The organism is Flavobacterium sp. HJJ (genome assembly GCF_015351475.1).
Lineage (GTDB): Bacteria > Bacteroidota > Bacteroidia > Flavobacteriales > Flavobacteriaceae > Flavobacterium > Flavobacterium marginilacus.
In genome coordinates, this window is record NZ_JADKPR010000011.1 from 108,263 (window position 1) to 132,251 (window position 23,989).

General features: G+C 35.2%; 23 protein-coding genes. 17 read left to right on the forward strand and 6 right to left on the reverse strand.

Translation table 11 applies throughout. The annotated features are described in order from the left end of the window. Positions 1 to 42: 42 nt before the first annotated feature. Positions 43 to 621, reverse strand: a complete 579-nt coding sequence (locus IRZ80_RS10655) for a MarC family protein (protein WP_194641548.1) — start codon at positions 619 to 621, stop codon at positions 43 to 45. A 267-nt stretch (positions 622 to 888) separates the two neighbouring features. On the opposite strand from IRZ80_RS10655, the gene IRZ80_RS10660 reads away from it, so the two are divergent. The 8 genes from IRZ80_RS10660 (at position 889) to IRZ80_RS10695 (ending at position 9,431) form a co-directional block, all read left to right on the forward strand. Continuing rightward, positions 889 to 1,461: a DUF3109 family protein gene (locus IRZ80_RS10660; protein ID WP_194641549.1), complete on the forward strand. Its 573-nt coding sequence runs from the start codon at positions 889 to 891 to the stop codon at positions 1,459 to 1,461. A 260-nt stretch (positions 1,462 to 1,721) separates the two neighbouring features. After that, positions 1,722 to 2,702, forward strand: a complete 981-nt coding sequence (locus IRZ80_RS10665; protein WP_115811119.1) for a ribonucleotide-diphosphate reductase subunit beta — start codon at positions 1,722 to 1,724, stop codon at positions 2,700 to 2,702. A gap of 284 nt (positions 2,703 to 2,986) precedes the next feature. Then, complete coding sequence (locus IRZ80_RS10670; protein ID WP_194641550.1) at positions 2,987 to 5,407, forward strand: ribonucleoside-diphosphate reductase subunit alpha; 2,421 nt, start codon at positions 2,987 to 2,989, stop codon at positions 5,405 to 5,407. A 368-nt stretch (positions 5,408 to 5,775) separates the two neighbouring features. Further along, entirely contained in the window at positions 5,776 to 6,828 is a 1,053-nt protein-coding gene (locus IRZ80_RS10675) for a ParA family protein (protein WP_194641551.1), read from the forward strand. Positions 6,829 to 7,729: 901 nt separating this feature from the next. Further along, complete coding sequence (locus tag IRZ80_RS10680) at positions 7,730 to 7,978, forward strand: DUF6364 family protein (protein ID WP_194641552.1); 249 nt, start codon at positions 7,730 to 7,732, stop codon at positions 7,976 to 7,978. Next, positions 7,978 to 8,400 carry a type II toxin-antitoxin system VapC family toxin gene (locus IRZ80_RS10685; RefSeq protein ID WP_194641553.1) on the forward strand — a complete coding sequence of 141 codons (423 nt, stop codon included), beginning with the start codon at positions 7,978 to 7,980 and terminating at the stop codon, positions 8,398 to 8,400. The genes IRZ80_RS10680 and IRZ80_RS10685 overlap by 1 nt, the downstream gene beginning before the upstream one ends. Before the next feature lie 100 nt (positions 8,401 to 8,500). Beyond that, a complete protein-coding gene (locus IRZ80_RS10690) occupies positions 8,501 to 8,800 on the forward strand; it encodes a hypothetical protein (protein ID WP_194641554.1) in 300 nt (99 codons plus the stop codon). 121 nt (positions 8,801 to 8,921) lie between these two features. Continuing rightward, a complete protein-coding gene (locus tag IRZ80_RS10695; protein ID WP_194641555.1) occupies positions 8,922 to 9,431 on the forward strand; it encodes a hypothetical protein in 510 nt (169 codons plus the stop codon). A gap of 37 nt (positions 9,432 to 9,468) precedes the next feature. On the opposite strand, the gene IRZ80_RS10700 is transcribed toward IRZ80_RS10695, so the two are convergent. After that, the gene (locus IRZ80_RS10700) at positions 9,469 to 11,217 is read right to left on the reverse strand and encodes an ABC transporter ATP-binding protein (protein ID WP_194641556.1); all 1,749 of its coding nucleotides are present in this window, start codon (positions 11,215 to 11,217) and stop codon (positions 9,469 to 9,471) included. Between the two features lie 122 nt (positions 11,218 to 11,339). On the opposite strand from IRZ80_RS10700, the gene IRZ80_RS10705 reads away from it, so the two are divergent. From IRZ80_RS10705 to IRZ80_RS10720, 4 genes are all read left to right on the forward strand, one after another. Next, positions 11,340 to 11,627, forward strand: coding sequence for an ArsR/SmtB family transcription factor (locus IRZ80_RS10705; protein ID WP_194641557.1), 288 nt, complete (start codon positions 11,340 to 11,342; stop codon positions 11,625 to 11,627). A 72-nt stretch (positions 11,628 to 11,699) separates the two neighbouring features. Beyond that, positions 11,700 to 12,449: an SDR family oxidoreductase gene (locus tag IRZ80_RS10710; RefSeq protein ID WP_194641558.1), complete on the forward strand. Its 750-nt coding sequence runs from the start codon at positions 11,700 to 11,702 to the stop codon at positions 12,447 to 12,449. Between the two features lie 128 nt (positions 12,450 to 12,577). After that, positions 12,578 to 12,859: a type II toxin-antitoxin system RelE/ParE family toxin gene (locus IRZ80_RS10715; protein ID WP_194641559.1), complete on the forward strand. Its 282-nt coding sequence runs from the start codon at positions 12,578 to 12,580 to the stop codon at positions 12,857 to 12,859. A gap of 12 nt (positions 12,860 to 12,871) precedes the next feature. Beyond that, positions 12,872 to 13,165, forward strand: coding sequence for a HigA family addiction module antitoxin (locus tag IRZ80_RS10720; protein WP_194641560.1), 294 nt, complete (start codon positions 12,872 to 12,874; stop codon positions 13,163 to 13,165). A 125-nt stretch (positions 13,166 to 13,290) separates the two neighbouring features. Here IRZ80_RS10720 and metE read toward each other — a convergent pair whose 3' ends face one another. Further along, complete coding sequence (metE, locus tag IRZ80_RS10725) at positions 13,291 to 15,615, reverse strand: 5-methyltetrahydropteroyltriglutamate--homocysteine S-methyltransferase (RefSeq protein ID WP_194641561.1); 2,325 nt, start codon at positions 15,613 to 15,615, stop codon at positions 13,291 to 13,293. 155 nt (positions 15,616 to 15,770) lie between these two features. Here metE and IRZ80_RS10730 point away from each other — a divergent pair, with 155 nt between their 5' ends. Together IRZ80_RS10730 and dgt are read left to right on the forward strand one after the other, a co-directional pair. Next, the gene (locus tag IRZ80_RS10730) at positions 15,771 to 16,232 is read left to right on the forward strand and encodes an Lrp/AsnC family transcriptional regulator (protein ID WP_194641562.1); all 462 of its coding nucleotides are present in this window, start codon (positions 15,771 to 15,773) and stop codon (positions 16,230 to 16,232) included. A gap of 284 nt (positions 16,233 to 16,516) precedes the next feature. After that, positions 16,517 to 17,854, forward strand: coding sequence for a dGTP triphosphohydrolase (dgt, locus tag IRZ80_RS10735; protein ID WP_194641587.1), 1,338 nt, complete (start codon positions 16,517 to 16,519; stop codon positions 17,852 to 17,854). A 54-nt stretch (positions 17,855 to 17,908) separates the two neighbouring features. Here dgt and IRZ80_RS10740 read toward each other — a convergent pair whose 3' ends face one another. Continuing rightward, positions 17,909 to 18,925: a DUF3078 domain-containing protein gene (locus IRZ80_RS10740; RefSeq protein ID WP_194641563.1), complete on the reverse strand. Its 1,017-nt coding sequence runs from the start codon at positions 18,923 to 18,925 to the stop codon at positions 17,909 to 17,911. A gap of 39 nt (positions 18,926 to 18,964) precedes the next feature. After that, positions 18,965 to 20,746, reverse strand: coding sequence for a 1-deoxy-D-xylulose-5-phosphate synthase (locus tag IRZ80_RS10745; protein WP_194641564.1), 1,782 nt, complete (start codon positions 20,744 to 20,746; stop codon positions 18,965 to 18,967). 247 nt (positions 20,747 to 20,993) lie between these two features. Here IRZ80_RS10745 and IRZ80_RS10750 point away from each other — a divergent pair, with 247 nt between their 5' ends. Continuing rightward, the gene (locus IRZ80_RS10750) at positions 20,994 to 22,100 is read left to right on the forward strand and encodes a Fic family protein (RefSeq protein ID WP_194641565.1); all 1,107 of its coding nucleotides are present in this window, start codon (positions 20,994 to 20,996) and stop codon (positions 22,098 to 22,100) included. 16 nt (positions 22,101 to 22,116) lie between these two features. Here IRZ80_RS10750 and IRZ80_RS10755 read toward each other — a convergent pair whose 3' ends face one another. Beyond that, positions 22,117 to 23,034 carry a hypothetical protein gene (locus IRZ80_RS10755; protein WP_194641566.1) on the reverse strand — a complete coding sequence of 306 codons (918 nt, stop codon included), beginning with the start codon at positions 23,032 to 23,034 and terminating at the stop codon, positions 22,117 to 22,119. Between the two features lie 114 nt (positions 23,035 to 23,148). Between IRZ80_RS10755 and IRZ80_RS10760 the strand changes: the two genes are divergently transcribed. Beyond that, positions 23,149 to 23,349, forward strand: coding sequence for a hypothetical protein (locus IRZ80_RS10760; protein WP_194641567.1), 201 nt, complete (start codon positions 23,149 to 23,151; stop codon positions 23,347 to 23,349). Positions 23,350 to 23,365: 16 nt separating this feature from the next. Then, the gene (locus tag IRZ80_RS10765) at positions 23,366 to 23,809 is read left to right on the forward strand and encodes a nucleoside deaminase (RefSeq protein ID WP_194641568.1); all 444 of its coding nucleotides are present in this window, start codon (positions 23,366 to 23,368) and stop codon (positions 23,807 to 23,809) included. The last annotated feature ends 180 nt before the right edge of the window (positions 23,810 to 23,989 follow it).

Consider the following 23,989-nt stretch of genomic DNA (forward strand, 5'->3'; position numbering starts at 1 on the left):
TACCAGAAAAGATTTTAGGGGGTAAATTTATAATTTTTTTTTTTAGAGAAACAAACCTTTAACATTAGTGGCAAATAATTTAACAGCTATTGCTAAAAGAACTACGCCAAAGGTCTTTCTAATAACGCCAAGTCCATTTTTACCCAGCATTTTTTCAATTTTTCTGGATGATTTTAAAACAGCATAAACAATAATAATATTTAGTACGATGGCTATGATAATATTTGTGGCATGATATTGAGATCTTAAAGAGAGCAAAGTTGTCATTGTACCTGCGCCTGCAATAAGCGGAAAAGCTATTGGTACTATAGAAGCTGAGCTTGCTTCTTCATCCCGATAAAGATGGATTCCCAAAATCATTTCCAATGCTAAAAAGAATAAAACAAAGGATCCGGCTACGGCAAAGGAATGAACATCAATGCCTATTAAGTTTAGGAATTCTTCGCCTACAAACAGAAATAGTATCATAATGAATGCCGCAACCAAAGATGCTTTTTCAGATTCAATATGACCGTGCTTGGCCCTTAATCCAACAATAATTGGGATAGATCCTACTATATCAATTACAGCAAAAAGTACCATTCCTACAGTTACTATCTCTTTCAGATTGAAATTTATCATAGTGAGAATTCTTTAATGAATAATTCGTCTAAAATGATTTGGGTTCTCAAAAATACATATTTTTTTTCTTTTTAAGGATTTTTATTGCAAAATCATCAATATTTTGTAGTGAATGAACCGCTGTTGGCGGATTGGTGTAGTCAGGTGATAAATTCAATTAGTGTGTTTATGTAAGTAAAATTGCTGTTATGTGTTAATTTGTTTCTTTAAGCGGAGTAAGTTTAAATGTGGTTTTTTATTTCCTGAATCTTTGGTTACCTTTGCAAAATGTTTCAGCTAGGAAAAACCATCGTATCGGAGGATATACTCCAAAAAGAATTTGTCTGTAATCTGTCTGCCTGCAAAGGGGCATGCTGTGTCGATGGCGATGCAGGAGCACCATTGAGTCTGGCCGAAACCAAGATATTAGAAGAAATTTATCCAAAAGTAAAACCATTTTTAAGAAAAGAGGGAATTGAGGCTATCGAAGCACAAGGAACATGGCTTAATGGTACGGACGGTGATCTTGAAACACCGCTGATTGATAATAAAGATTGTGCTTATGTCATTTTTGACGGCAAAACTGCACTTTGCGGTATAGAGCAGGCTTACAATCAAGGAATAGTCGACTGGAAAAAACCTGTTTCCTGTCATTTATATCCAGTACGTGTAAAGGATTTTACCGAGTTTGCGGCTGTTAATTATGACAAATGGGATATTTGTGATGATGCCTGTTCTTTGGGCAAAGAACTCGAAGTTCCTGTGTATAAATTCGTCAAAGAAGCACTTATCCGCCGCTTTGGAAATGACTGGTATATGGAACTTGAAAAAGTTGCCGAAGACCTGAAAAAAGGTTTATAAGTGTAACTCTAAAATTGTTTCTCTTTTTTTTGAAATTCCGTTATTTTATGGGAGTTTAAGCTACTTTATTTATTTTAAAAACCTGAAAATCAATTATTTGTAATTTGTATGAAAAATATTCTTATTTTTATTTTTTGTTAAAAACTAGGAGTTATTGTGAATAAGTTTGACTTTTAATAACCGCATTATTTCACAATCTTTGTAATTCGATTTTCGCATCTATTTTCAATAAAAAAAATCAAAATAAACAACAAGATCTCATGTCTAAAATAGAACCAATTTTACAGGAAAATAAAAATCGTTTCGTAATTTTTCCAATTAAGCATCATGATATTTGGGAAAGATACAAAATGATGGAAGCAAGTTTTTGGACAGCCGAAGAAATTGATTTGTCTCAGGATTTAAATGATTGGAATAATAAGTTAAATGATGACGAACGTTATTTTATAAAACACATTTTGGCTTTTTTTGCCGCTTCAGATGGAATTGTAAATGAAAACTTAGCAGAGAATTTTGTAAATGAAGTACAATATGCCGAAGCTAAATTTTTCTATGGTTTCCAGATCATGATGGAAAATATTCACAGCGAAACCTATTCTCTTCTGATTGATACTTATGTAAAGGATGAAAACGAAAAATCGGAATTGTTTAATGCTTTGGATGTTTTTCCAGCTATCAGAAAAAAAGCGGATTGGGCATTAAAATGGATTGAGTCTGATTCTTTTGCCGAAAGGCTGATTGCTTTTGCAGCAGTAGAAGGAATTTTCTTTTCAGGAGCATTTTGTTCTATTTATTGGTTAAAGAAACGCGGCTTGATGCCAGGTTTGACATTTTCAAACGAATTAATTTCCCGTGATGAAGGTGTTCACTGTGATTTTGCAGTTCATTTACATAATCACCATTTGGTAAATAAAGTGCCAAAAGAAAGAATAAGAAGCATTATCGTTAATGCTTTGGATATAGAAAGAGAATTTATCACCGAATCACTTCCGGTAAGTTTAATCGGAATGAATGCAGGTTTAATGACTCAATATTTAGAGTTTGTTGCCGACAGACTGTTGGTAGAATTGGGTTGTGACAGAGAATACAATGTTGCTAATCCATTTGATTTCATGGATATGATTTCACTTCAGGGAAAAACCAATTTCTTTGAGAAAAAAGTTGCCGAATATCAAAAAGCAGGGGTTAAAGTTGCCGAAGGCGGTGATTCCCAAAAAATAAGCTTCGACGCTGATTTTTAAAATACAATTTTGATATAAAATACGTTATAAGTATTTGAAACGGTTAAAAAACAATAAAAGAACAATTATAATTAAATAGTTTTTTCAGATTCCCAAATCTAAAAACTAAGTTAATTCAGTCCGGTTTTTATCGGGATTTATTACGGCGTTTTGTTTCATTTCATTTTTATGCGATGAAACGAAATATCGAAGTAAGTTATGGATTGACACCGAGTAAAAAAATGAATTATGAATTCCTACTGTTCGTAAGTCACAATTCATTCACTAAATAAATTTGATAGAGTATGTACGTTGTAAAAAGAGATGGCCACAAAGAGCCTGTAATGTTTGACAAAATTACAGAGAGAATTAAAAAGTTATGTTATGGCTTGAACGAATTGGTAGACCCGGTTAAAGTTGCCATGCGCGTTATTGAGGGATTGTATGATGGGGTTTCTACATCTGAACTGGATAATCTTGCTGCAGAAACTGCTGCTTCTATGACAATTGCTCACCCGGATTATGCACAATTGGCTGCTCGTATTGCAATATCAAATTTACATTCGAATACCAAAAAATCATTCTCGGAAACGATGAATGAAATGTATCATTACATTAACCCAAGAACCAATCAGGAATCACCATTATTAGCAGAAGAGGTTCATAAAGTGATTATGGAAAATGCCGAGTTTTTGGATTCACATATCATTTATAACAGAGATTTTAACTACGATTACTTCGGTTTTAAAACACTGGAACGTTCCTATTTATTAAAAATAAATGGAAAAATCGTAGAGCGTCCGCAGCATATGCTGATGCGTGTTGCAGTAGGAATCCACTTAGACGATTTAAAATCGGTTTTGGAGACTTACGACTTAATGTCCAAAAAGTATTTTACCCACGCAACTCCAACGCTGTTCAATGCTGGTACGCCAAAACCGCAGATGTCTTCTTGCTTCCTTTTGGCAATGCAGGATGATAGTATTGACGGAATTTACGATACTTTAAAACAAACCGCAAAAATTTCTCAGTCTGCAGGTGGAGTTGGACTTTCTATTCACAACGTTCGTGCGACAGGTTCTTATATCCGCGGTACAAACGGTACTTCAAACGGAATTGTGCCAATGCTGAGAGTATTCAACGATACGGCACGTTACGTAGATCAGGGAGGAGGAAAACGCAAAGGAAGTTTTGCTGTTTACATCGAAACTTGGCATGCTGATATTTTTGATTTCTTGGACTTGAAAAAGAATACTGGTAAAGAAGAAATGCGCGCAAGAGATTTATTCTTCGCCATGTGGACTTCCGATTTATTCATGAAACGTGTTCAGGAAGATTCTACCTGGACCTTAATGTGTCCTAACGAATGTCCGGGCTTGTATGATGTATACGGAGAAGAATTCGAAGCTTTATATACCGATTACGAGTTTAGAGGAAAAGGCCGAAAAACTATCAAAGCACGCGAATTATGGGAGAAAATCCTGGAATCACAAATTGAGACTGGAACGCCATATATGCTGTACAAAGATGCAGCCAACAGAAAATCTAATCAGAAAAACCTGGGTACTATTCGTTCTTCGAATTTATGTACTGAGATTTTAGAATATACATCTGCTGATGAAGTAGCCGTTTGTAATCTGGCTTCGATTTCTCTGCCAATGTTTATTGAAAACGGAAGATTCAATCACCAATTGTTATTTGATGTAACCAAACGTGTTACCCGCAACTTGAACAGAGTAATCGACAGAAACTATTATCCTGTAAAAGAAGCTGAAAATTCCAATATGCGTCACAGACCAATCGGTCTTGGAGTGCAGGGACTGGCAGATGCTTTTATCATGCTGCGTATGCCTTTTACAAGTGATGAAGCCAAAACTTTAAATCAGGAGATATTCGAAACCCTTTATTTTGCTGCTTGTACCGCATCGATGGAAATGGCAGTTGAAGAAGGGCCTTATTCCACTTTCAAAGGATCTCCAATGTCAAACGGAGAATTCCAGCACAATCTTTGGGGATTGAAAGACGAAGAATTATCAGGAAGATGGGACTGGGCTTCGCTTAGAAAAGAAGTGGTTAAGAACGGTGTTCGTAATTCATTATTGGTTGCGCCAATGCCAACGGCTTCGACTTCTCAAATCTTGGGTAATAACGAAGCATTCGAACCATATACTTCAAATATCTATACAAGACGTGTACTGTCTGGAGAATTTATCGTGGTAAACAAACATTTATTGCACGATTTGGTAAGACTTGGATTGTGGAATGAGAACTTGAAGCAAGAAATTATGCGTCACAACGGATCGGTGCAAAGCATTGATATCATCCCGCAGGATTTGAAAGAATTGTACAAAACCGTTTGGGAAATGTCTATGAAAGATATCATCGATATGTCCCGTCAAAGAGGATATTTCGTAGATCAGTCACAATCATTGAACTTGTTCATGCAGGATGCCAACTATTCAAAACTGACTTCAATGCACTTCTACGCTTGGCAGTCTGGATTGAAAACCGGAATGTACTATTTGAGAACCAAAGCTGCTGTTGATGCGATTAAATTCACATTAAACAACGATAAAAAACAGGAAGCCATTCCAGATTCTAAACCACAGGCAAGAGTCCTTGAAGCGGTTGAGGTCGATACTCCAATGAGCGCTGAAGAATACAGAGCAATGATTGAACTGGCTAAAAATGCTGGTCCGGAGGATTGCGAAATGTGTGGGTCATAAGTCACATTAGCATAGAACGAAGCAATCTTATAAAACTAGAAACAGCCGTTCTCCTTTTATTTGAGGAGAATGGCTTTTTTATTTAGGAGCTAATCCTGCTATTTGTTGCAATCTTTTCTATTTTAAAAAAAAATAGAAAAGGATTTCCACTGCTATCAGGGCTAGGGCATGCGGTTTCGTAATTATCATTGCGAGGGGTAATAACAAAACATTGAATTACTTATAGATAGAAAAATATATAATCAGCATAAAAAAGTATTGTTTTTTATGTTGCAGAACGTATGACAACTTATTTAAATAATTCCAATTATAAAAAGAGTTGTTTTAGTGGTTAATTAACAGAATTTAAACATATTAATAATGAATTTATGAAAGAAAATAAAAGTTATGTTATTTGGAATAATAAAGGGGGTGTGGGGAAAAGTACTATTACATTTCATATTGCTTCAGTCTATGCTGAACTTCATCCTGAAAAAGATGTGATTGTAGTTGATATGTGTCCACAAGCAAACTCTTCTTCAATGTTAATGGGGGGTGGTAAACAAAGTGAAAGTAAATTACAAGACTTAATTTCAAAAGAAGAACCACAATCTATCGTTGGGTATTTAACAGAAGCGACTTTGGCAGGAGATGCCGATTTGAATAAATATATTACTAAGCTGAGTGATGTCAATACCAATTTAAGTGAAAATATTTATTTAGTTGCAGGTGATGGAAATTTAGAATTAATTGCACCTTTATTATCAGAGCGTGCTGATGCTACACCATTATCGGCAAAGGATGATCCTTGGGTAAAAATACATTCAATTGTGAAAAATTTGACTGGAAAAAAATTAAATGAAGGTAGAGAGTGTACGTATTTTATTGATACAAATCCAAGTTTTTCAATCTATACACAAATTGCTATTGTTGGTGGAAGTAGTCTTTTAGTTCCAATAAATGCTGATGATTCCTCTATTTTTGCTATTACGGGCTTATTTAATTTGATTTGGGGTACTTCTAATGAGCATCCAGTTTATGGAAAGTATACTTTTGCTTCTAAGGCCAAATCTCATAATTTGCCTTTGCCTAAAATTACTTATTTATTAGGGAATAGATTCACTCAAAAGAAAGGAGCTGCCCATGCATTTAAAGCTTTGTCAAATGAGGCATTAAATAAAATGTATGAAGAGTACCAAAATAATCCTGATAAGTTTGAACCAAGTGAAAATGAAATAAACAATATAAGTGATTTTGAACAAAACTATAGTATAGAATTAAGGGATTTTAATAGTGCTGGAGTTGTAGCTGCTAATCAAGGTTTGCCATTGAGTAAGATGGATCAGCACACTTATGAAGTCTACGGTGAAAAAATTCAAGTTGCTAAAGAGCAAAGAGAACTTTGTAAAAGTACTATTGAAAATTTAGTTGCAAAATTATAACCCGATAGCGCAGATTTGCAATCTGTGCCCACAAAGAGAATTCACAAAGCTACTTCATTACGGAGTAGCTTTTTGAATAAATGATGTTTTAAATGAAATACTGCTACTAACGAGGAAGTAAATTGGAAGCTAAATTTACCTTGGCAAATTGCTAGGTCATTAAGGTAAGTAATAATTTTATTTAGATTGTCGAGTTACTAACAGAGATTATTCTCGCTAGCGCATTCGTGCCACTTGTACCCCACAAAATTAAAATTCAATACCAACTGCCTCTTTAAATTCAAAAGAGGCATTTTTTTGCTCCAAATGTATTTAGCAATCCAGCCCATATATGCGTTAATTTACTAAAAACAGGTGCTTAACCATAATAATAGAGGTACTTAACACCTGTATTATTGGTGTTAAGCACCAATAGTACAGGTGCAAAACACCAATAGTATTGGTGTTTAGCCATAATAATAGAGGTGCTTATAACCAATAGTATTGGTGATTAAAGCCAATATAACAGGTAGTTTGCACCAATAGCATTGGTGTTTAACCATAATAATAGAGGTGCTTAAGACCAATAGTACAGGTGTTTTGTACCAATATTATTGGTGATTAACCCCGCCCGATAGTGCAGATTTGAAATCTGTACCCACAAAGAACATCAATAAAGCTGCTTCACTACGGAGTGGCTTTTGTTTTCGATTAAATGATGTTTTAAATGAAATACTGGTGCTAACAAGGAAGCAAAGAAACGGTTTGAAGCTAAATCTCTAGCTAAAGTGTTTCGCTGGTATTTTAAATCTTCCTATGTTAAGTTTTTTAATGTAATCCGTTAATCAATACACGTGTGAAATAAAATTAAAATACACGTATTAAATATTATTTTTCGTAATTTTACTTAAATTTCAATATCATGAATAGTAAACTCACATTAACAATCGAACAGTCCGTAATTGAGAAGGCTAAAAAATATGCTCGCAAAAGAGAAAGAAGTCTTTCTGATTTAATTGAAAACTATCTAAAAGCATTAACTAATGAGGAAGCTGACAAGGAAGAAGAGCTAACTCCGACAGTTAAATCTTTAAGAGGTTCGTTTAAATTACCTGAGAATTTTGATTACAAAAAAGAACTTACAGACCGCTTATCTGATAAATATTTGTAATGGATAAAATTTTAATTGATACGGATGTAATTCTTGATTTCTTTTTTGACCGAGAACCATTTTCAGAAGAGGCGTCAAAAATTTTGAGTTTATGCGAAAAAGGCGAACTGTACGGCTATGTAACTCCCGTGATTATTAGCAATGTTTATTACCTTTTGCGAAAGACAGCAAAACACGAAAAGGTAATCGGGAATCTGAAAAAACTGCTAAAGATAGTAGATGTTGTTGTTATTGATAAAACTGCGGTTATAGAAGCATTAAATTCAGATTTCAAAGATTTTGAAGATGCATTGCAAAACTATTCGGTAGAAAATAAAAATGATATTAAAGTAATAGTAACGCGTAATATTAAAGATTATAAAATGAGTAAATTGTCAATAATGACACCTGAAACTTTTCTGAAAACAATGTCAGGAAATTAAAGGAACTGATTGTGATAACAACTGTTAATATGTTAATAGTTACAATATTTAAGAGCAGCTGTAGTTATTACTTTATAAACCTGCTTTAAAATTGTATACAATGACAATTGATTATGTAACCCTTACCAATACTATTAAGGCACTTTCTGAAGCAGGAAAAGTGAAACTCATTGACAAACTATTGGATAATCTTGCGCATAATGAAATTCCAAAATCAGAAAAGCAGCAAAAGAAGAAAAATAATGCCACCAATAAATACGCTGTCGATTTAAATGATGCCGAAGTAGATGAAATCATAGAAGTGCTGCAGGAAATTCAATTGCAATTTGTTGGCGAAGATGGTGATGGAAATGATCAGGAATACTATTATTATCTGGAGCTGATAGACAGATGGGTTTAGTGTTTTGTCCTGTTTTTGTATCCAAAAGTATATATACCGATTAAAGTGTTATGTAAGAAATAAGTATATTTGACACCATTAAATAATTGTCAATTCTTAATTTTTATACGATTGAGCTGCTATGAAAAAGCTGATTTTTACTGTGTTTTTATTTCTATGTGTTACGATTTCTTCAACGGCACAAACCAACAATTCCGCAACTGAATTTTACTTTTATCTCAACAGTATTCTAAAAAACAAAAACAATAAATCCATTCAGTTGTCAGGAACCAATTATGGTGCTATAGGCAGTAAATTCATTTGGGAAGCCAAATTCCAAAAGAACGGAAAGAAGGTTGAAATCCAATACAGCAGCCAAAAACCTTCTGAGGACGATTCGATTATAATGACTCACGACACCACTTTTGTAACGTATGGAAAACAAATGATTCAAAATTTTAAGACCGAAATAACTGCGATTGAATCCAGACCCGTTTATTTTGAAGAAACCGTAAAAATCATTGTAAAAACAGCTGATTCCAATAAAGAATTTATAGTAAAAAGAGCTGATGGATTGCCTTTTTTATTGAGATATAATAGGTCTTTTGAAGAATATTATAAAGGGAAAAATGAAAAACGTAAAAACAAATAGTGTTTGTGTTTCTACGTTTTTTATAAGTTTTCGTAAACTATTTTCTCTCCCCAATCTGCTGTCTCCACATTGCATAATACAAGCCTTTTTCATCTAATAAATCCTGATGTTTTCCCTGTTCGATGATTTTCCCCTGTTCCAAAACAAATATTTTGTCAGCATGCATAATGGTTGATAAACGATGCGCAATCAATACAGTAATCTGATCTTGTTTGGACGAAATGCTTCGGATGGTTTTTGTAATTTCTTCTTCGGTAATGGAGTCCAATGCTGATGTTGCTTCATCAAAAAGCAGTAAATGCGGATTTCTAAGCAAAGCTCTGGCAATGGATAAACGCTGTTTTTCACCTCCAGAAACTTTTATACCTCCTTCGCCAATGGTTGTATAAATACCATTTTCGGCACGTTTTAATAAATTCTGGCAGGCCGATTTTTGTAAAACATCATTGATTTCTTCGTCGGTGGCATTGGGTTTTACAAATAGTAGATTGTCTTTTATCGTTCCCGAAAATAATTGGGCATCCTGGGTTACAAAACCTAACTGCTGTCTTAATTCGGTAAGATCTATGTCTTTGGCATTTTTTTCATTGTAAAAAACAGCCCCCTCTGCCGGATTGTATAATCCGACAAGCATTTTGACCAAAGTCGTCTTTCCGCTTCCTGATGGACCAACAAAAGCGATGGTTTCTCCGGCTTTGGCATCAAAGGAAATATTTTTAACAGCATAGGAGCTGGCAGTCTGGTGTTTGAATGAAATATTCTCAAAACGCAGATGGTTAATAGCGCCAATAGTTTTAGGATTTAAAGGTGTTTCTTCACTTTTAGAATTCATCAAATCACCAAAATTATCCATCGAAGCTTTCGTTTCATTGAAAGTTGCAATTACGTTACCGAGTTCCTGCAGCGGATTGAATAAAAAGAAAGAAAAGAACATTAACGTTATCATATCGCCAGGTTTGATGATGCCGTGAAAAATGAACATATACAGCGCAAAAACCAGACTGGTTCTCATAAAATGAACCGTTGTGCCCTGAATGAAACTAAGTGAACGGATGAAACGTACTTTTTTGAGTTCCAGTCCAAGGATTTTGATAGTTGTCGCATTTAATCGATTCACTTCCTGTTCGGTTAATCCCAGACTTTTTACAAGTTCAATATTTCTGAGTGATTCAGTTGTGGCTCCAGCTAAAGCAGTCGTTTCTCCTAAAATTTCTCTTGAAACTAATTTGATTCTTTTCCCTAAAAAAGAACTGATAAATGCAATTACTGGAACAGTTACTAAGAATATCGGACCCAAAAGCCAATGTATGCTTATCGCATAGACTACGACAAATACGATTCCGACTATTGACTGAAATATTAAAGAAATTGCCAGTGTGATAAATTTTTCGCAGTCAATTTTTACTTTCTGAAGTTTGCCTAAGGTTTCACCGCTTCTTTGATCTTCAAAATCCTGAAAAGGCAGCTGTAGTGCTTTTTGAATTCCATCAGTATACATTTGTGCGCCCGTACGCTGTATGATAATATTGGTAAAGTAATCCTGAAAGTTTTTGGCAATTCTGGAAACCATCGCTGCGCCTAATGATAATAATAACCATCCTGCAACAGCTTTGACAAAGCTGCCCTGATTGTGATTGAAATTAGCCACGCCAACGCCGCATTCGTTGAGGAGTTTACCAATAATTATCGAATCATATAAAGAAAAACACTGATTTATTGTGGCCAAAAACAATGCTATATACAAAAGTGTTTTATGGGTTTTGAGATAAGTATATAAAGTTTTCATAAAGAGTATTTTTGAATGGAATAATTCAAACAGATCATTATCTTGAATGTAAGCTGGATGCAAATTTAAATTAAATATCGAAATATTTCGATGTATTAAAAATATATTTTTATCTTTGCCTCATGATTACCGAATTAACCATAAAACAAGTCGAAAAAATCTCAAAAGCTCTGGGCGATCCCTATCGTTTAAAGATTATGAAAATCGTCAGCAACAATAACAGCTGTACGCAATGTTGCGATGTTTCTGCTGAATTTAATCTGGCGCAGTCTACCATGTCACATCATATAAAACAGCTCATAGATGCTGATTTATTGATTGCGGATAAAGAAGGACGTAATTTGAAATTTGTAATCAATAAAGAAGTCTGCGAAGCTTATGCGGCTTACATCAGCAGTTTGGTGCTTTAGCTTTTTTTTAATCAAAAACATCGAAATATTTAGATATTTAAATACTTAAAACAATCAAATTATAATTAGAATATGAAAAAATTACAAAACAAAGTAGCTGTAATCACTGGCGGTAACAGCGGAATAGGATTGGCAACTGCAAAATTATTTGCCGAACAAGGAGCCAAAGTGGCCATAACAGGACGAAATAAGTCAACCATAGATGAAGCTGTTTATGAAATCGCAAATGGTTCGATTGGTTTGGTAAGCGATGTTTCGGATATTCAAAACATCGATAGAACTTATAAAACGATAAAAGATACTTTTGGAAAAATTGACGTACTAGTAGTGAATGCAGGTGTGTTTATCGCTGCTCCTTTAGCTGATTATACAGAAGAAATGTTTGACCAAACGAGTGATATTAACTTCAAAGGGGTTTTCTTTACGATTCAAAAAGCATTACCACATCTTAATGACGGTGCTTCGGTGGTTATTACGGCCTCGACTGTGGCGCACAAAGGCTTTGCAACTACGGCGGCGTATTCGGCTTCCAAAGCGGCAGTCCGTTCATTGGCCAGAACATTATCTGCTGAATTATTAGATAGAAATATCCGTGTAAATGTACTTTCTCCTGGCCCAATTGATACACCAATATTTTCAAGAAACGGAGCTTCAGAAGAAGAAGCCAACGGAACCAAAACTCATTTTGCATCAGGAATTCCTGCCAAACGTTTAGGAACTCCTGAAGAAATGGCTGCTGGATTTCTATATCTAGCTTCCGATGATTCTAAGTTTATGATTGGCGGCGAGCTGTTATTGGATGGAGGAGCTGCGACTTTATAAATAAAATCAAATTGAAATATAAGCCTGGTAGATTTCAGAATTTACTAGGCTTTTTTTATAGAAATAATTATATTCTCATTTAAAAATAAAATACTTATCTTTGGCGTTAGTACTGCAAAGCGTTAATTGTGATAAAAAATTTTGGAGATAAAGAAACAGAAAAGGTTTGGAATGGAATCCAATCAAGAAAGTTACCTTCTGAAATTCAGAATGTGGCTAGAAGAAAGCTAAGGATGATTAATAATGCTCAAAATGTGACTGATTTAAGAATTCCACCTGCTAATTATCTGGAAAAGCTGAGTGGAAATTTCTCTGGCCTCTATAGTATTAGAATTAATAATCAATGGCGTATAATTTTTAATTGGGAAAATGACAATGCTTTTGAAGTACAAATTATAGATTATCATTAAAAGAAAACAGTTATGGAAAATTTAAAAAATATACATCCTGGAGAAATTTTGAAAGAAGAGTTTTTAGAGCCATTAGGTATAACTGCTTATCGATTGTCTAAAGAAACTTTTATTCCGCAAACTAGAGTAAGCGAAATCTTAAAGGGAAAACGTAGAATTACTGCTGATACTTCTTTAAGACTGTCTGTTTATTTTGGAACTACAGCTAAGTTTTGGCTCGGACTTCAAGATGATTATGATTTGGAAGAAGAAAATAATGCTAAGAAAAATGAATTTAAAAATATAATACCAGTTAAAATAGTTTAAGGTATAAATAACAAAGGCTTCCTGAATGGAAGCAGGAAGCCTTTGTTTATAAAAACATTTTTAAATTTTGCTGTGAAATGATGAACTTTCACCACAAAAAAATCTTAATGGTTTTATAATAAACATTAAACTATTGCAATATCCTCAACAGCAACACGCATTTTCTTAGCAGCATTAACCATTTCAATCAAGGCTTTTTTAGTTTCATCCCAATGACGCGTTTTTAAACCACAATCAGGGTTAACCCATAACTGATCCGCAGGAATAACCGAAGATGCTTTTTTTAGCAAGTGAACCATTTCTTCATTCGAAGGAACACGAGGCGAGTGAATGTCATAAACTCCAGGCCCAATTTCGTTCGGATATTTAAAGTCAGCGAAGGCATCAAGCAATTCCATTTGCGAACGCGAACATTCAATAGTAATTACATCGGCATCCATATCGGCAATATTCTGAATGATATCGTTGAATTCGCTGTAGCACATGTGTGTATGAATCTGTGTGTCATCAGCAACACCGCTGGCTGAAATTCTAAAAGCTTTAATTGCCCAGTCTAAATAATTTGCCCACTCTTCTTTACGCAATGGCAATCCTTCACGAATCGCTGGTTCATCAATCTGAATGATTTTAATTCCTGCTTTTTCCAAATCTACTACTTCATCACGAATTGCCAAAGCAATCTGAGTACAAGTTTCTGAACGTGGCTGGTCATTACGGACAAATGACCATTGCAGGATTGTTACAGGACCAGTCAGCATACCTTTTACCCATTTTGGAGTTAGTGACTGTGCGAACTCCGCCCATTTTACAGTCATAGGAGTAGGACGCGAAACATCACCGTAAATAACTGGAGGTTTTACACAACGGCTTCCGTAGCTTTGTACCCAGCCGTTTTTAGTAAAGGTAAATCCGTCCAATTGCTCGCCGAAATATTCCACCATATCATTACGCTCAAATTCTCCATGAACCAAAACATCAATTCCTGATTCTTCCTGAAAACGGATGGTTTCCTCTGTTTCTTTTTGAAGTAAATCGTCATATTGCTGTTGCGTTAATTGACCGCTTTTGAATTTAGCTCTCCAGCTTCTTACTTCTGCAGTCTGCGGAAAAGAACCAATAGTTGTCGTTGGAAACAAAGGAAGTTTTAAAACTTCGGTCTGACTTTTTCTTCTTATAGCAAAAGCGTTTTGTCTTTGGTCATCTCCAGCAGTAATACTCGCTACACGATTTTTAACGCCTTCGTTGTGAATTAATTTTGAAGTTTTTCTGTTTTCATTGGCTACAGTATTTTCAATGAATCGAAGAGATGTTTCTGCTTGCTGTTCATTTGTAGCAAAAGATTTTAAAAGCGCTATTTCCTGAATTTTTTGTTTAGCAAAAGCCAGCCATTGCTTGATTTCGGGAGTTAATGTTTGGTCATTCGTTTCCAGATCCAAATCGCATGGAGAGTGAATCAAAGAGCAGGAAGGCGCAACCAGAATTCGGTTTTCACCCAAAGCAGTAACTGCTTTTTCGATTAAAGCCAACGATTTTTTGAAATCATTTTTCCAGATATTTCTCCCATCAACAACTCCCAAAGAAAGATTTACGTTGCCTGCCAGTTTTTCAGAATCTAAAATATCATCCAATTGTAATGGACAACGTACCAGATCCAAATGCAAAGTGTCAACCGGCAAAGCCAAAGCGGTTTCAATATTTTCTCCAAAACAATCAAAATAATTTGCCAAAACCACTTTTAGATTCGGAAAATTAGCGTTGATTTCATTGTAAACATACGTAATCGCCTCACGCTCTTTATTTGTCAAATTCAATGCTAAAAATGGTTCGTCAAGTTGAATATAAGTCGCGCCTTCCTCTTCCAGCTTTTTTAAAATCTCAAAATAAACAGGAAGCAAATTATGAATAAGATCAATTCTATTAAAGCCTTCTTCTTTTTCTTTTCCCAATAACAAATAAGAAACAGGTCCAATTAAAACAGGTTTTGTAATAATTCCAAGATTTTTAGCTTCAATAAATTCAGCAATAACTTTGGTCGAAAACAATTCGAATTTTTGGTTTTTAGTGAATTCAGGTACAATATAATGATAGTTCGTGTCAAACCATTTGGTCATTTCCATCGCCACAACATCCTGTCCGTTTTTTTGAGCGCCACGAGCCATCGCAAAATACAAATCAAGTGAATTATTTGTTCTCGAAAATTCATAGTAACGCTCTGGAATAGCACCAAGAGTCAGCGTTAGATCCAATACTTGGTCATATAGTGAAAAGTCATTCGATGGGATTAAATCAATTCCGTTTTCGGCTTGTAATTTCCAGTTTTGCGTTCTAATAGCAGAACCTGTTGCTAATAGTTCTTCGGCAGTAATTTTTCCAGCCCAGTATAATTCATTCGCTTTTTTCAATTCTCTGTTGCTTCCAATTCTTGGATAACCTAAATTATTTGTTTTCATTTTTATCAGTATTTATTACTGAACAAAGGTATTGTATTAGAAAATTAAACTTAAATTAGCGGTTTAATTCAGTAAAATGAAATGTATAGATGCTAATTTTTAGTAATTAATTTTGATTAGGACTGCATTTTTCATCTTTAACCGTAAAAAAAACTATGGACACTATTGACAGTATCGATTTACAAATCCTGAAACACCTGCAGGAAGACTCCAATATCAACATAAAAGAGCTGGCTGGTAAATTATTTCTCACCGTAACACCCGTTTATGAACGCATCAAAAGGCTCGAACGCGATGGTTATATCATGAAATATGTAGCCCTGCTGAACAAGAAAAAACTAAATCTAGGAATGACCGTTTTCTGTAATGTCCGCCTAAAAGAACACGCCAAAAACGTGGGAAGTAATTTTGTAAAAGACATCGTGGCGCTTCCCGAAATCATCGAATGCTATAACATTGCCGGCGATTATGATTTTATGCTAAAAATTTTGGTCGAAGATATGTCTAGTTATCAGGATTTTGTAATGAACAAACTCTCCACAATCGAAAACATCGGCAATACACAAAGCGTTTTTGTGATGGGCGAAATCAAGCACAGCACAGCATTGGCTATTTGATTAATTATTTGGGCGTGACCACATTGAGCAAAGGGGCTTACTTATAGTAGTGCGTATACAGCCCCTCTGCTCAATGCGGTCGGGCTATCCATGCTACTTTGGTAGCTTATTTCTATCCCTCACGCGGTCAACTGCAATAGTAAAACATCATCGTTTTAACAATAGTTATTAATTCAGTTGCGGGAACAAAATAAAATGTATTTTTGATTTCTTTAAATCTGACCCGAGCGAAAGCGAACGGGCGCAGCAAATCAAAAATCGTTAATCCGCAATCTAAAATCACAATGAACTGGGAGCAATTATTATCACTAAAAAGACAGGGAGACACAGGCAAAAGGCTTAGAATCGAGCAGGACGAAACCCGTTTAGGCTTTGAAGTCGATTATGACCGAATCATATTTTCCTCTGCTTTTAGAAGTTTACAGGACAAAACACAAGTGATTCCGCTTTCCAAAACCGATTTTGTACATACCCGATTGACACACAGTTTGGAGGTTTCGGTAGTCGGGCGTTCCTTGGGGCGATTAGTTGGGAAAAAAATACTTGAAAAATACCCATATTTACAGGAAGTTCACGGTTACCAGATGAATGATTTTGGAGCTATAGTGGCAGCGGCATCTTTGGCTCACGATATCGGGAATCCGCCTTTTGGGCATTCGGGAGAAAAAGCTATTGGTGAATATTTTTCGATTGGAAAAGGATTAAAGTATAAAGAGCAATTGTCTGTCAAGGAATGGCAGGATTTAATAGATTTTGAAGGAAATGCCAATGGATTTTCGGTATTGAACAGTTCGCGTCCCGGCGTTGATGGCGGAATCAGGCTTTCTTACGCCACTCTTGGCGCTTTTATGAAATACCCAAAAGAAAGTCTGCCCAAAAAACCTACCAAAAACATAGCCGATAAAAAATACGGATTTTTTCAAACCGATAAAATATTCTTTCAGGAAGTCGCTTCCGAAATGGGTATGATTCCCAATAAAACAGGAGATGATATTGGTTTTGAAAGACATCCGCTTGCGTATCTTGTAGAAGCTGCCGATGATATCTGTTACACGATAATTGATTTTGAAGATGGAATCAATTTAGGTTTGGTTTCTGAGGATTTTGCTTTAGAATATTTAATCAAATTGGTAAAAGACAGCATTGATACTTCAAAGTACAAAACATTGGAAACCAAGGAAGACCGAATCAGTTATCTGCGTGCTTTGGCAATCGGAAGTTTAATCAATGATGCGGTAAAAGTTTTTATCGAAAATGAAGAAGCTATCATGAACGGAGAATTTCCTTTTGCCTTGACCGATAAAAGCAAATATAAGGCTCAGATGGATGATATTATTAAGATTAGTATCAAGAATATTTATCAGAGCCGCGAAGTGGTGGAAAAGGAAATAGTCGGATACCAGATTATTCAAACGCTGTTGGATAAATTTGTAACGGCTTTCAATAATAAGTACGAAGGAAAAATGTCTAATTATGACAATCTGATATTGAAAATGCTGCCTGAAAAACATCATTTGGAGAAAGAAAATCTATATGAAAGACTGCTTCATATCTGCCATTTCGTTTCAATGCTGACAGATGGAAATGCCTTGTTGTTTTATAGAACAATCAACGCTTATTAAAGTTTTATAGTTTTTATAAAGGCAGAAGAGAGCCATTTTAGGTTCTCTTTTGTTTTAAAAAGCATATTCCAATCCGATTCCCAGTACTTGTTTTAGCTGTACTTTAGGTCCTTCGTTAATTTTAACGCCATTTTCTTCTTTAATGACATCGATATCTTCATCATAAACTAAATTGAAGCCAATGTTTGCTTTTACATAGTCATTTACTTTTAAATCGGCCAAAGCCTGCCAATCAACATCAATATTGCCAAAATTATGAAGGTAATCCGTGTATAAGATTAAGCGGTTTTTTAGGTAAATATTGTTGAAAATTTCTCTTTCAAAAGAACAGGTTGCCAAGATACCAAGCTCTGTTTTGGAGCGCTGTCCATTTTCGATTAAAATTCCTTGTGCATCATAAACAGCTTTTTTTACACCATATGCACCTTGATCCGCTAAGGTTTGGTCGAGGACAAGCGTGCTTTTTAAAGTTAAAGGTGATAGATAAAGATTTAATTTCTCTTTTTTAAGAATGTATTCTGATCCTGCTCCCAAGAAAATATAAGCAGGGGCAAATGGTCTCGATATTGGATTTGTGGTATTTGGATACTTATAACCGTTGGTAAATTGGGTGTTGAAGTTGAATTTTGCTGAGTGATACCAATTCGAATTGGGGTTATATCTATATCCATAAGTAGAATTGAGTTTAAAAACATCATCTGTTTTTCTAAGTTCAGTTCCTTCTTGTTTGTTCATTCCATATCTGAAAATAAGTTCATTGGCCCAAACTTGATTATCATCTTTATAATCTCTTTTTAATTGACCTCTTATTAAGCCTGTTATAGCGCTTGTTCCCCCAGCACTCCAGTTGACAAATGCCATTTCTGAAATATCTGTGCCCAATATGGTTTTGTTTGTCCAATTGGAAATAGTGTCGGGTATGGCCGTAATGATGGCTGTAGACGGTGAGATGTTTTTTTTAGGTTTTACATTGGTAGTGTCAGCAACACTAGTAACTATTTTGATTTGAGTAAAACTGTGTGTGGAAAAAAACAGAAATAAGACTATAAAAAATTTAGTTAAAGTGGTCATAGTAGGATAGTGGTATTTTGTGGCGCAAATTAATTAATTTCAACAACTTGAGAAAACTATTTCTAAACTATCAACGGAAATACTGCAATATTGTTGCAACTCATCAATTGATCCTTGTTCGATAAAGATATCTGGAATTCCCAAAACCTTTATTTTGGAAGAATAATGATACATTGCTGCAAATTCCAGAATTGCGCTTCCGAAACCACCTTTAGTTACGCCATCTTCAATGGTTATAATGGTTTCGAATTGATCAAAAATGGTATGCAGTTCGTTTTCATCCAATGGTTTGACAAAAGCAAAATCATAATGAGCAAATTTCTCCCGATGCTTTATTTTGGACAAAGCCAAAGTAACATTGTTGCCAATTGCACCGGCTGATAATACAGCAATTTTTGTGCCACTTTTTAAAATTTTAGCCTTTCCTATTTCAATTTGTTGATATTTGCCAAAATGTAGATTCTTCCAATCACTGATAACGCCTCTGCCTCGTGGATAACGAATAGCAATAGGATGTCTCAATCCTAATTGTGCGGTGTATAAAATGTTTTGCAGTTCAATTTCATTTAGCGGCGCGTAAACAATCATGTTGGGAATGCATCGTAAATATGCCAAGTCGAAAACGCCGTGATGCGTCGCGCCGTCTTCGCCAACCAAACCGGCTCTGTCCAAGCAAAAAATAACGGGTAAATTTTGTAAAGCCACATCGTGTATCACCTGATCGTAGGCGCGTTGTAGGAAAGTAGAATAAATATTGCAATACACAATCATTCCCTGTGTGGCCATTCCGGCGGATAATGTTACGGCGTGCTGTTCTGCAATTCCAACATCAAAGGCACGTTTCGGGAAAGCGTCCATCATGAATTTCAACGAACTGCCAGAAGGCATGGCCGGCGTGATTCCGACGATTTTTTCGTTCTTTTTGGCCAAATCCAAAATGGTTAAACCAAAAACATCCTGATATTTCGGAGGTAAATGTTCTTCGTGTTTCGGAATAATTTCTCCTGTTGTGGCGTCAAATTTGCCTGGAGCATGATACTTCACCTGATTTTCTTCGGCCTGTTGAAGGCCTTTGCCTTTGGTGGTGATAAGGTGCAAGAATTTTGGACCTTTTATTTTTTGCAGGCGTTTCAGTTCTTTTATTACTGCAAAAATATCATTTCCATCAATTGGTCCCGAATAATTGAAATTCAGTGACCGAATCATATTATTCTGCTTCGGATTTTTTCCTTCTTTTACCGAAGTGAGGTATTTTTTGAGAGCACCAACGCTCGGATCAATTCCGATGGCGTTGTCATTGAGAATCACCAATAAATTGGCATCGGTAACTCCGGCGTGATTCAGTCCTTCAAATGCCATTCCTGAGGCAATTGAAGCATCACCAATAACCGCTACATGTTGTTTCTCGAAATCTCTTTTCAAATTCGAAGCAATCGCCATTCCTAAAACTGCTGAAATGGAAGTGGAAGAGTGGCCTACGCCAAAAGTGTCGTAAATACTTTCGCTTCGTCTCGGAAAACCCGAAATGCCGTTCAATTGGCGGTTGGTATGAAAAATGGTTCTTCTCTCGGTCAAGATTTTATGTCCGTAGGCTTGATGTCCCACATCCCAAACCAATAAATCTTCCGGAGTATTGAAAACATAATGTAAAGCAATAGTCAATTCAACCACACCGAGACTGGCGCCAAGATGACCTTCTTTGGTGGCAACAATATTGATGATAAAATCCCTCAATTCCTGAGCCAATTGCGGAAGTTGCGCTTCGTCAAGCTGGCGTAAATCGGTTGGGGAGTAGATATGTTCGAGTAAGTTGCTTTTCATTATTATTAAAAAAGCGAATTTACGGTTTTAAATTTAAAGTTTTGTGGCCACGAATTCACGAATGAAATAAATTCTAAGCTTTTTGATGGCACAAATTTTAATTCTGATTGTGATTCGTATTATTTTCAATTATAAAAAGTATAATTAATTCGTGAATTCGTGGCTAAAAAGAAAATGAGGCAATTATTTTAGCTAATCGCCTCAAAAAATTACTATATTTGAGGCGAATAATCTATTTAATTGCCTCATGAACTACAATTGGCAACTTCCGAATTGGCCTAAATTTATATTTAACGATTCCGTTTTGGACTTGTTATGTGTGGATTTTGCATTAGAAACAGGCGAATTAAAAGGACTTGTAGATTCATTGTCAGGTGCGATTCAGCAGGAAACCATTTTGCAGTTTATGATTGCGGAGGCGATTAAAACTTCGGAGATAGAAGGGGAATTTTATAGCAGACAAGATGTAATGTCCTCCATCAAGAAAAATTTAGGCATTACTGATGCTATTAGTCAAATTAGGGACAAAAATGCCCAAGGTGTCGGAAAACTGATGGTACAGGTTCGTAATTCCTATGCTGAAAAATTGACCGAGAGTACCATTAAAGATTGGCATGCCACTCTTATGGAATTTTCTAAGCATATTAGCGTAGGAGAGTATAGATCAGGAAGTGAACCTATGCAGATTGTTTCTGGTTCTTTTGGTAAAGAAATTATTCATTTTGAAGCACCGTCTTCCAATGATGTTCCTGCCGAAATGAAGAAATTCATTAATTGGTATAATGATTTTGAAATAAAGCCTACTGACATTAAAAATGCACTGATCAAAACTTCGATATCGCATCTTTATTTTGAAAGTATTCACCCTTTTGAAGACGGAAACGGAAGAATTGGCAGGGCTATTGCCGAAAAATGCCTTTCGGAGTCTTTGAACCGACCTGTATTAATGAGTATTTCAAGCATTATCGAACAAAATAAAAAGGGTTACTACGAATCCCTGAAACAGGCGCAACGAACCCTCAAAATTACGGATTGGATTTTATATTTTTCCACATTGATTTTAGAATCTCAAAAAAGTGCGAAACAAACAGTACTTTTCACACTGAGCAAAACCAAATTTATGGACAAGTTCAAAAGTCAGATGAACGAAAGACAAGCAAAGGCCGTTTTGAAAATGTTTGAAAACGGAGTTTCCGGTTTTGAAGGAGGCATGACAGCCATAAAATATGTTTCCATCACAAAAACCTCAAGAGCAACCGCCACAAGAGATTTGCAGGATTTGACCGAAAAAAGTATTTTAATTCCAAAAGGTGGAGGGAGAAGTGTATCTTATGATTTGAATTTAGGGTACTAGAGTTTTAAAACTTAGATTAATCATTTTTAAATTTGGAAATTCGTTCAAGCTTGATAGTGTCAATCTTGGGGATAATTTTGGTTCTAAAAAAAGATTTTTTAATAGTGTCCGATTTGATTGTAACAAATAATTGAAATTTGCAATTCTTTTTTTTTCCATTTTCTTCACCAGGATACCATTTTTTTGAGTCGCTTAATATTCTTATGAGTTCTTCTTTTGTACCGAATCCTAAATCCTTTGAGACATTTATTGAATCTAATTTGCCGTTTTTCGCAATGACAAAAGTAGCAATCAATGTGTCATTTAGATGTTTTGATTTTTTTGAAAAATTAAAATTTTCTTTGATGTATTTATTGAAGTTTTTTATTCCTCCAAGGTATTCAGGATATATACTAAATCCGATGCCTCCATATATTGTATTGTCTTCATAAATAATAGGAATTTCAGTTGCACTAGTTTTGGTTGTGGTAGTGATCGATTTTTTAATTTGAGGTTTAATTTGTGTATTATTTAAAGTCTTTTTCTTATTAGGTGTCGGTTCTTTAGTGATAGTGCCTTTTACTTCGAAAGAGTCTTCAACGACTTCGATTTTTTCAATCTTTTGCTTGTTTCCGTTTTTATCGGCACAGCTAAATAAAGTCGTTCCCATTGCTACAAATAAAGCCAATAAAAACATTTTGTGATATTGTGTTTGTGAAAATAATATCTGATTTGGGATTTGAATAGTTAAAGAATCCAATTGTGATTTTTTAAATCTTCCGCAAACGTTGGTATGTTGCAGAAAATAAGCTTGAATTTCTTCGGGTAATTTATTGGTAAAATCAACAACATTTTTGGAACAGCTACCGCAAAAACGACCATTTTTATTTGGTGTCATTTTATTCCAATCCTCTTGGCAAGGTTCGGGAATTGTGATTTTATATTTTCTTTCCATATGCTGTGTTTATGATTTTAAAAGTAATAAAAATTGATTTAAAAGCGTATTTTTGTTTTATGATAAATATTTTCACTCAAGAATATTTATAACTTTGAAGTAAATCAGGACAGTATGAATGTAGAAGTACAACGTAGAAATATTCTTAAGAATAATGATATTTATACCTATTCGACAGATGGGAAACGATTAACAGCCACAGCATATAAAAATCATTTGGATGATATAATCAAGCTTTCGGATGCGGGAGAAGTTGGTTATACCACTGAAGAAGCCAGAAAAAAGATTGTACATCCTAAAAATTTCAAATTGTAGTTTTTTTAAAAAATTCATGATAAACATTTTCACCGACGAGTATTTTATGAAGAAAGCTTTGCAGGAAGCTGAAATGGCTTTTGAGAAAGGCGAAATTCCCGTGGGTGCTGTTGTTGTGGTGAATAACACTGTTATTGCCCGAAGCCATAATTTAACCGAATTGCTCAATGACGTTACCGCCCACGCCGAAATGCAGGCCATAACCGCATCGGCGAATTATCTCGGGGGAAAATACCTGAAAGACTGCACGCTTTACGTTACGTTGGAACCCTGCCAAATGTGTGCCGGTGCTTTATATTGGAGCCAAATTACCAAAATTGTTTATGGTGCAAGCGACGATCACCGTGGTTATGTGAAAAAGGGAACCAAACTGCATCCCAAAACTGTTGTCGTTAGCGGAGTTATGGCTGATGAGGCTTCGGAATTGATGAAAAGGTTTTTCGCTGAGAGAAGGAAGTAAAACTTTTAGCAAAACGAGATTAAAGATTTCTTGCTAAGTTTTTTCTAAATATAATTCTCGCAAAGGCGCGAAGACGCAAAGAAATCCCATTATGACTTTGCGTCTTCGCGTCTTTGCAAGAAAAAACCAAGGTTTAGTATGTTTATATTATGCATGATGCAGTAAAATTATCTTTAAAAA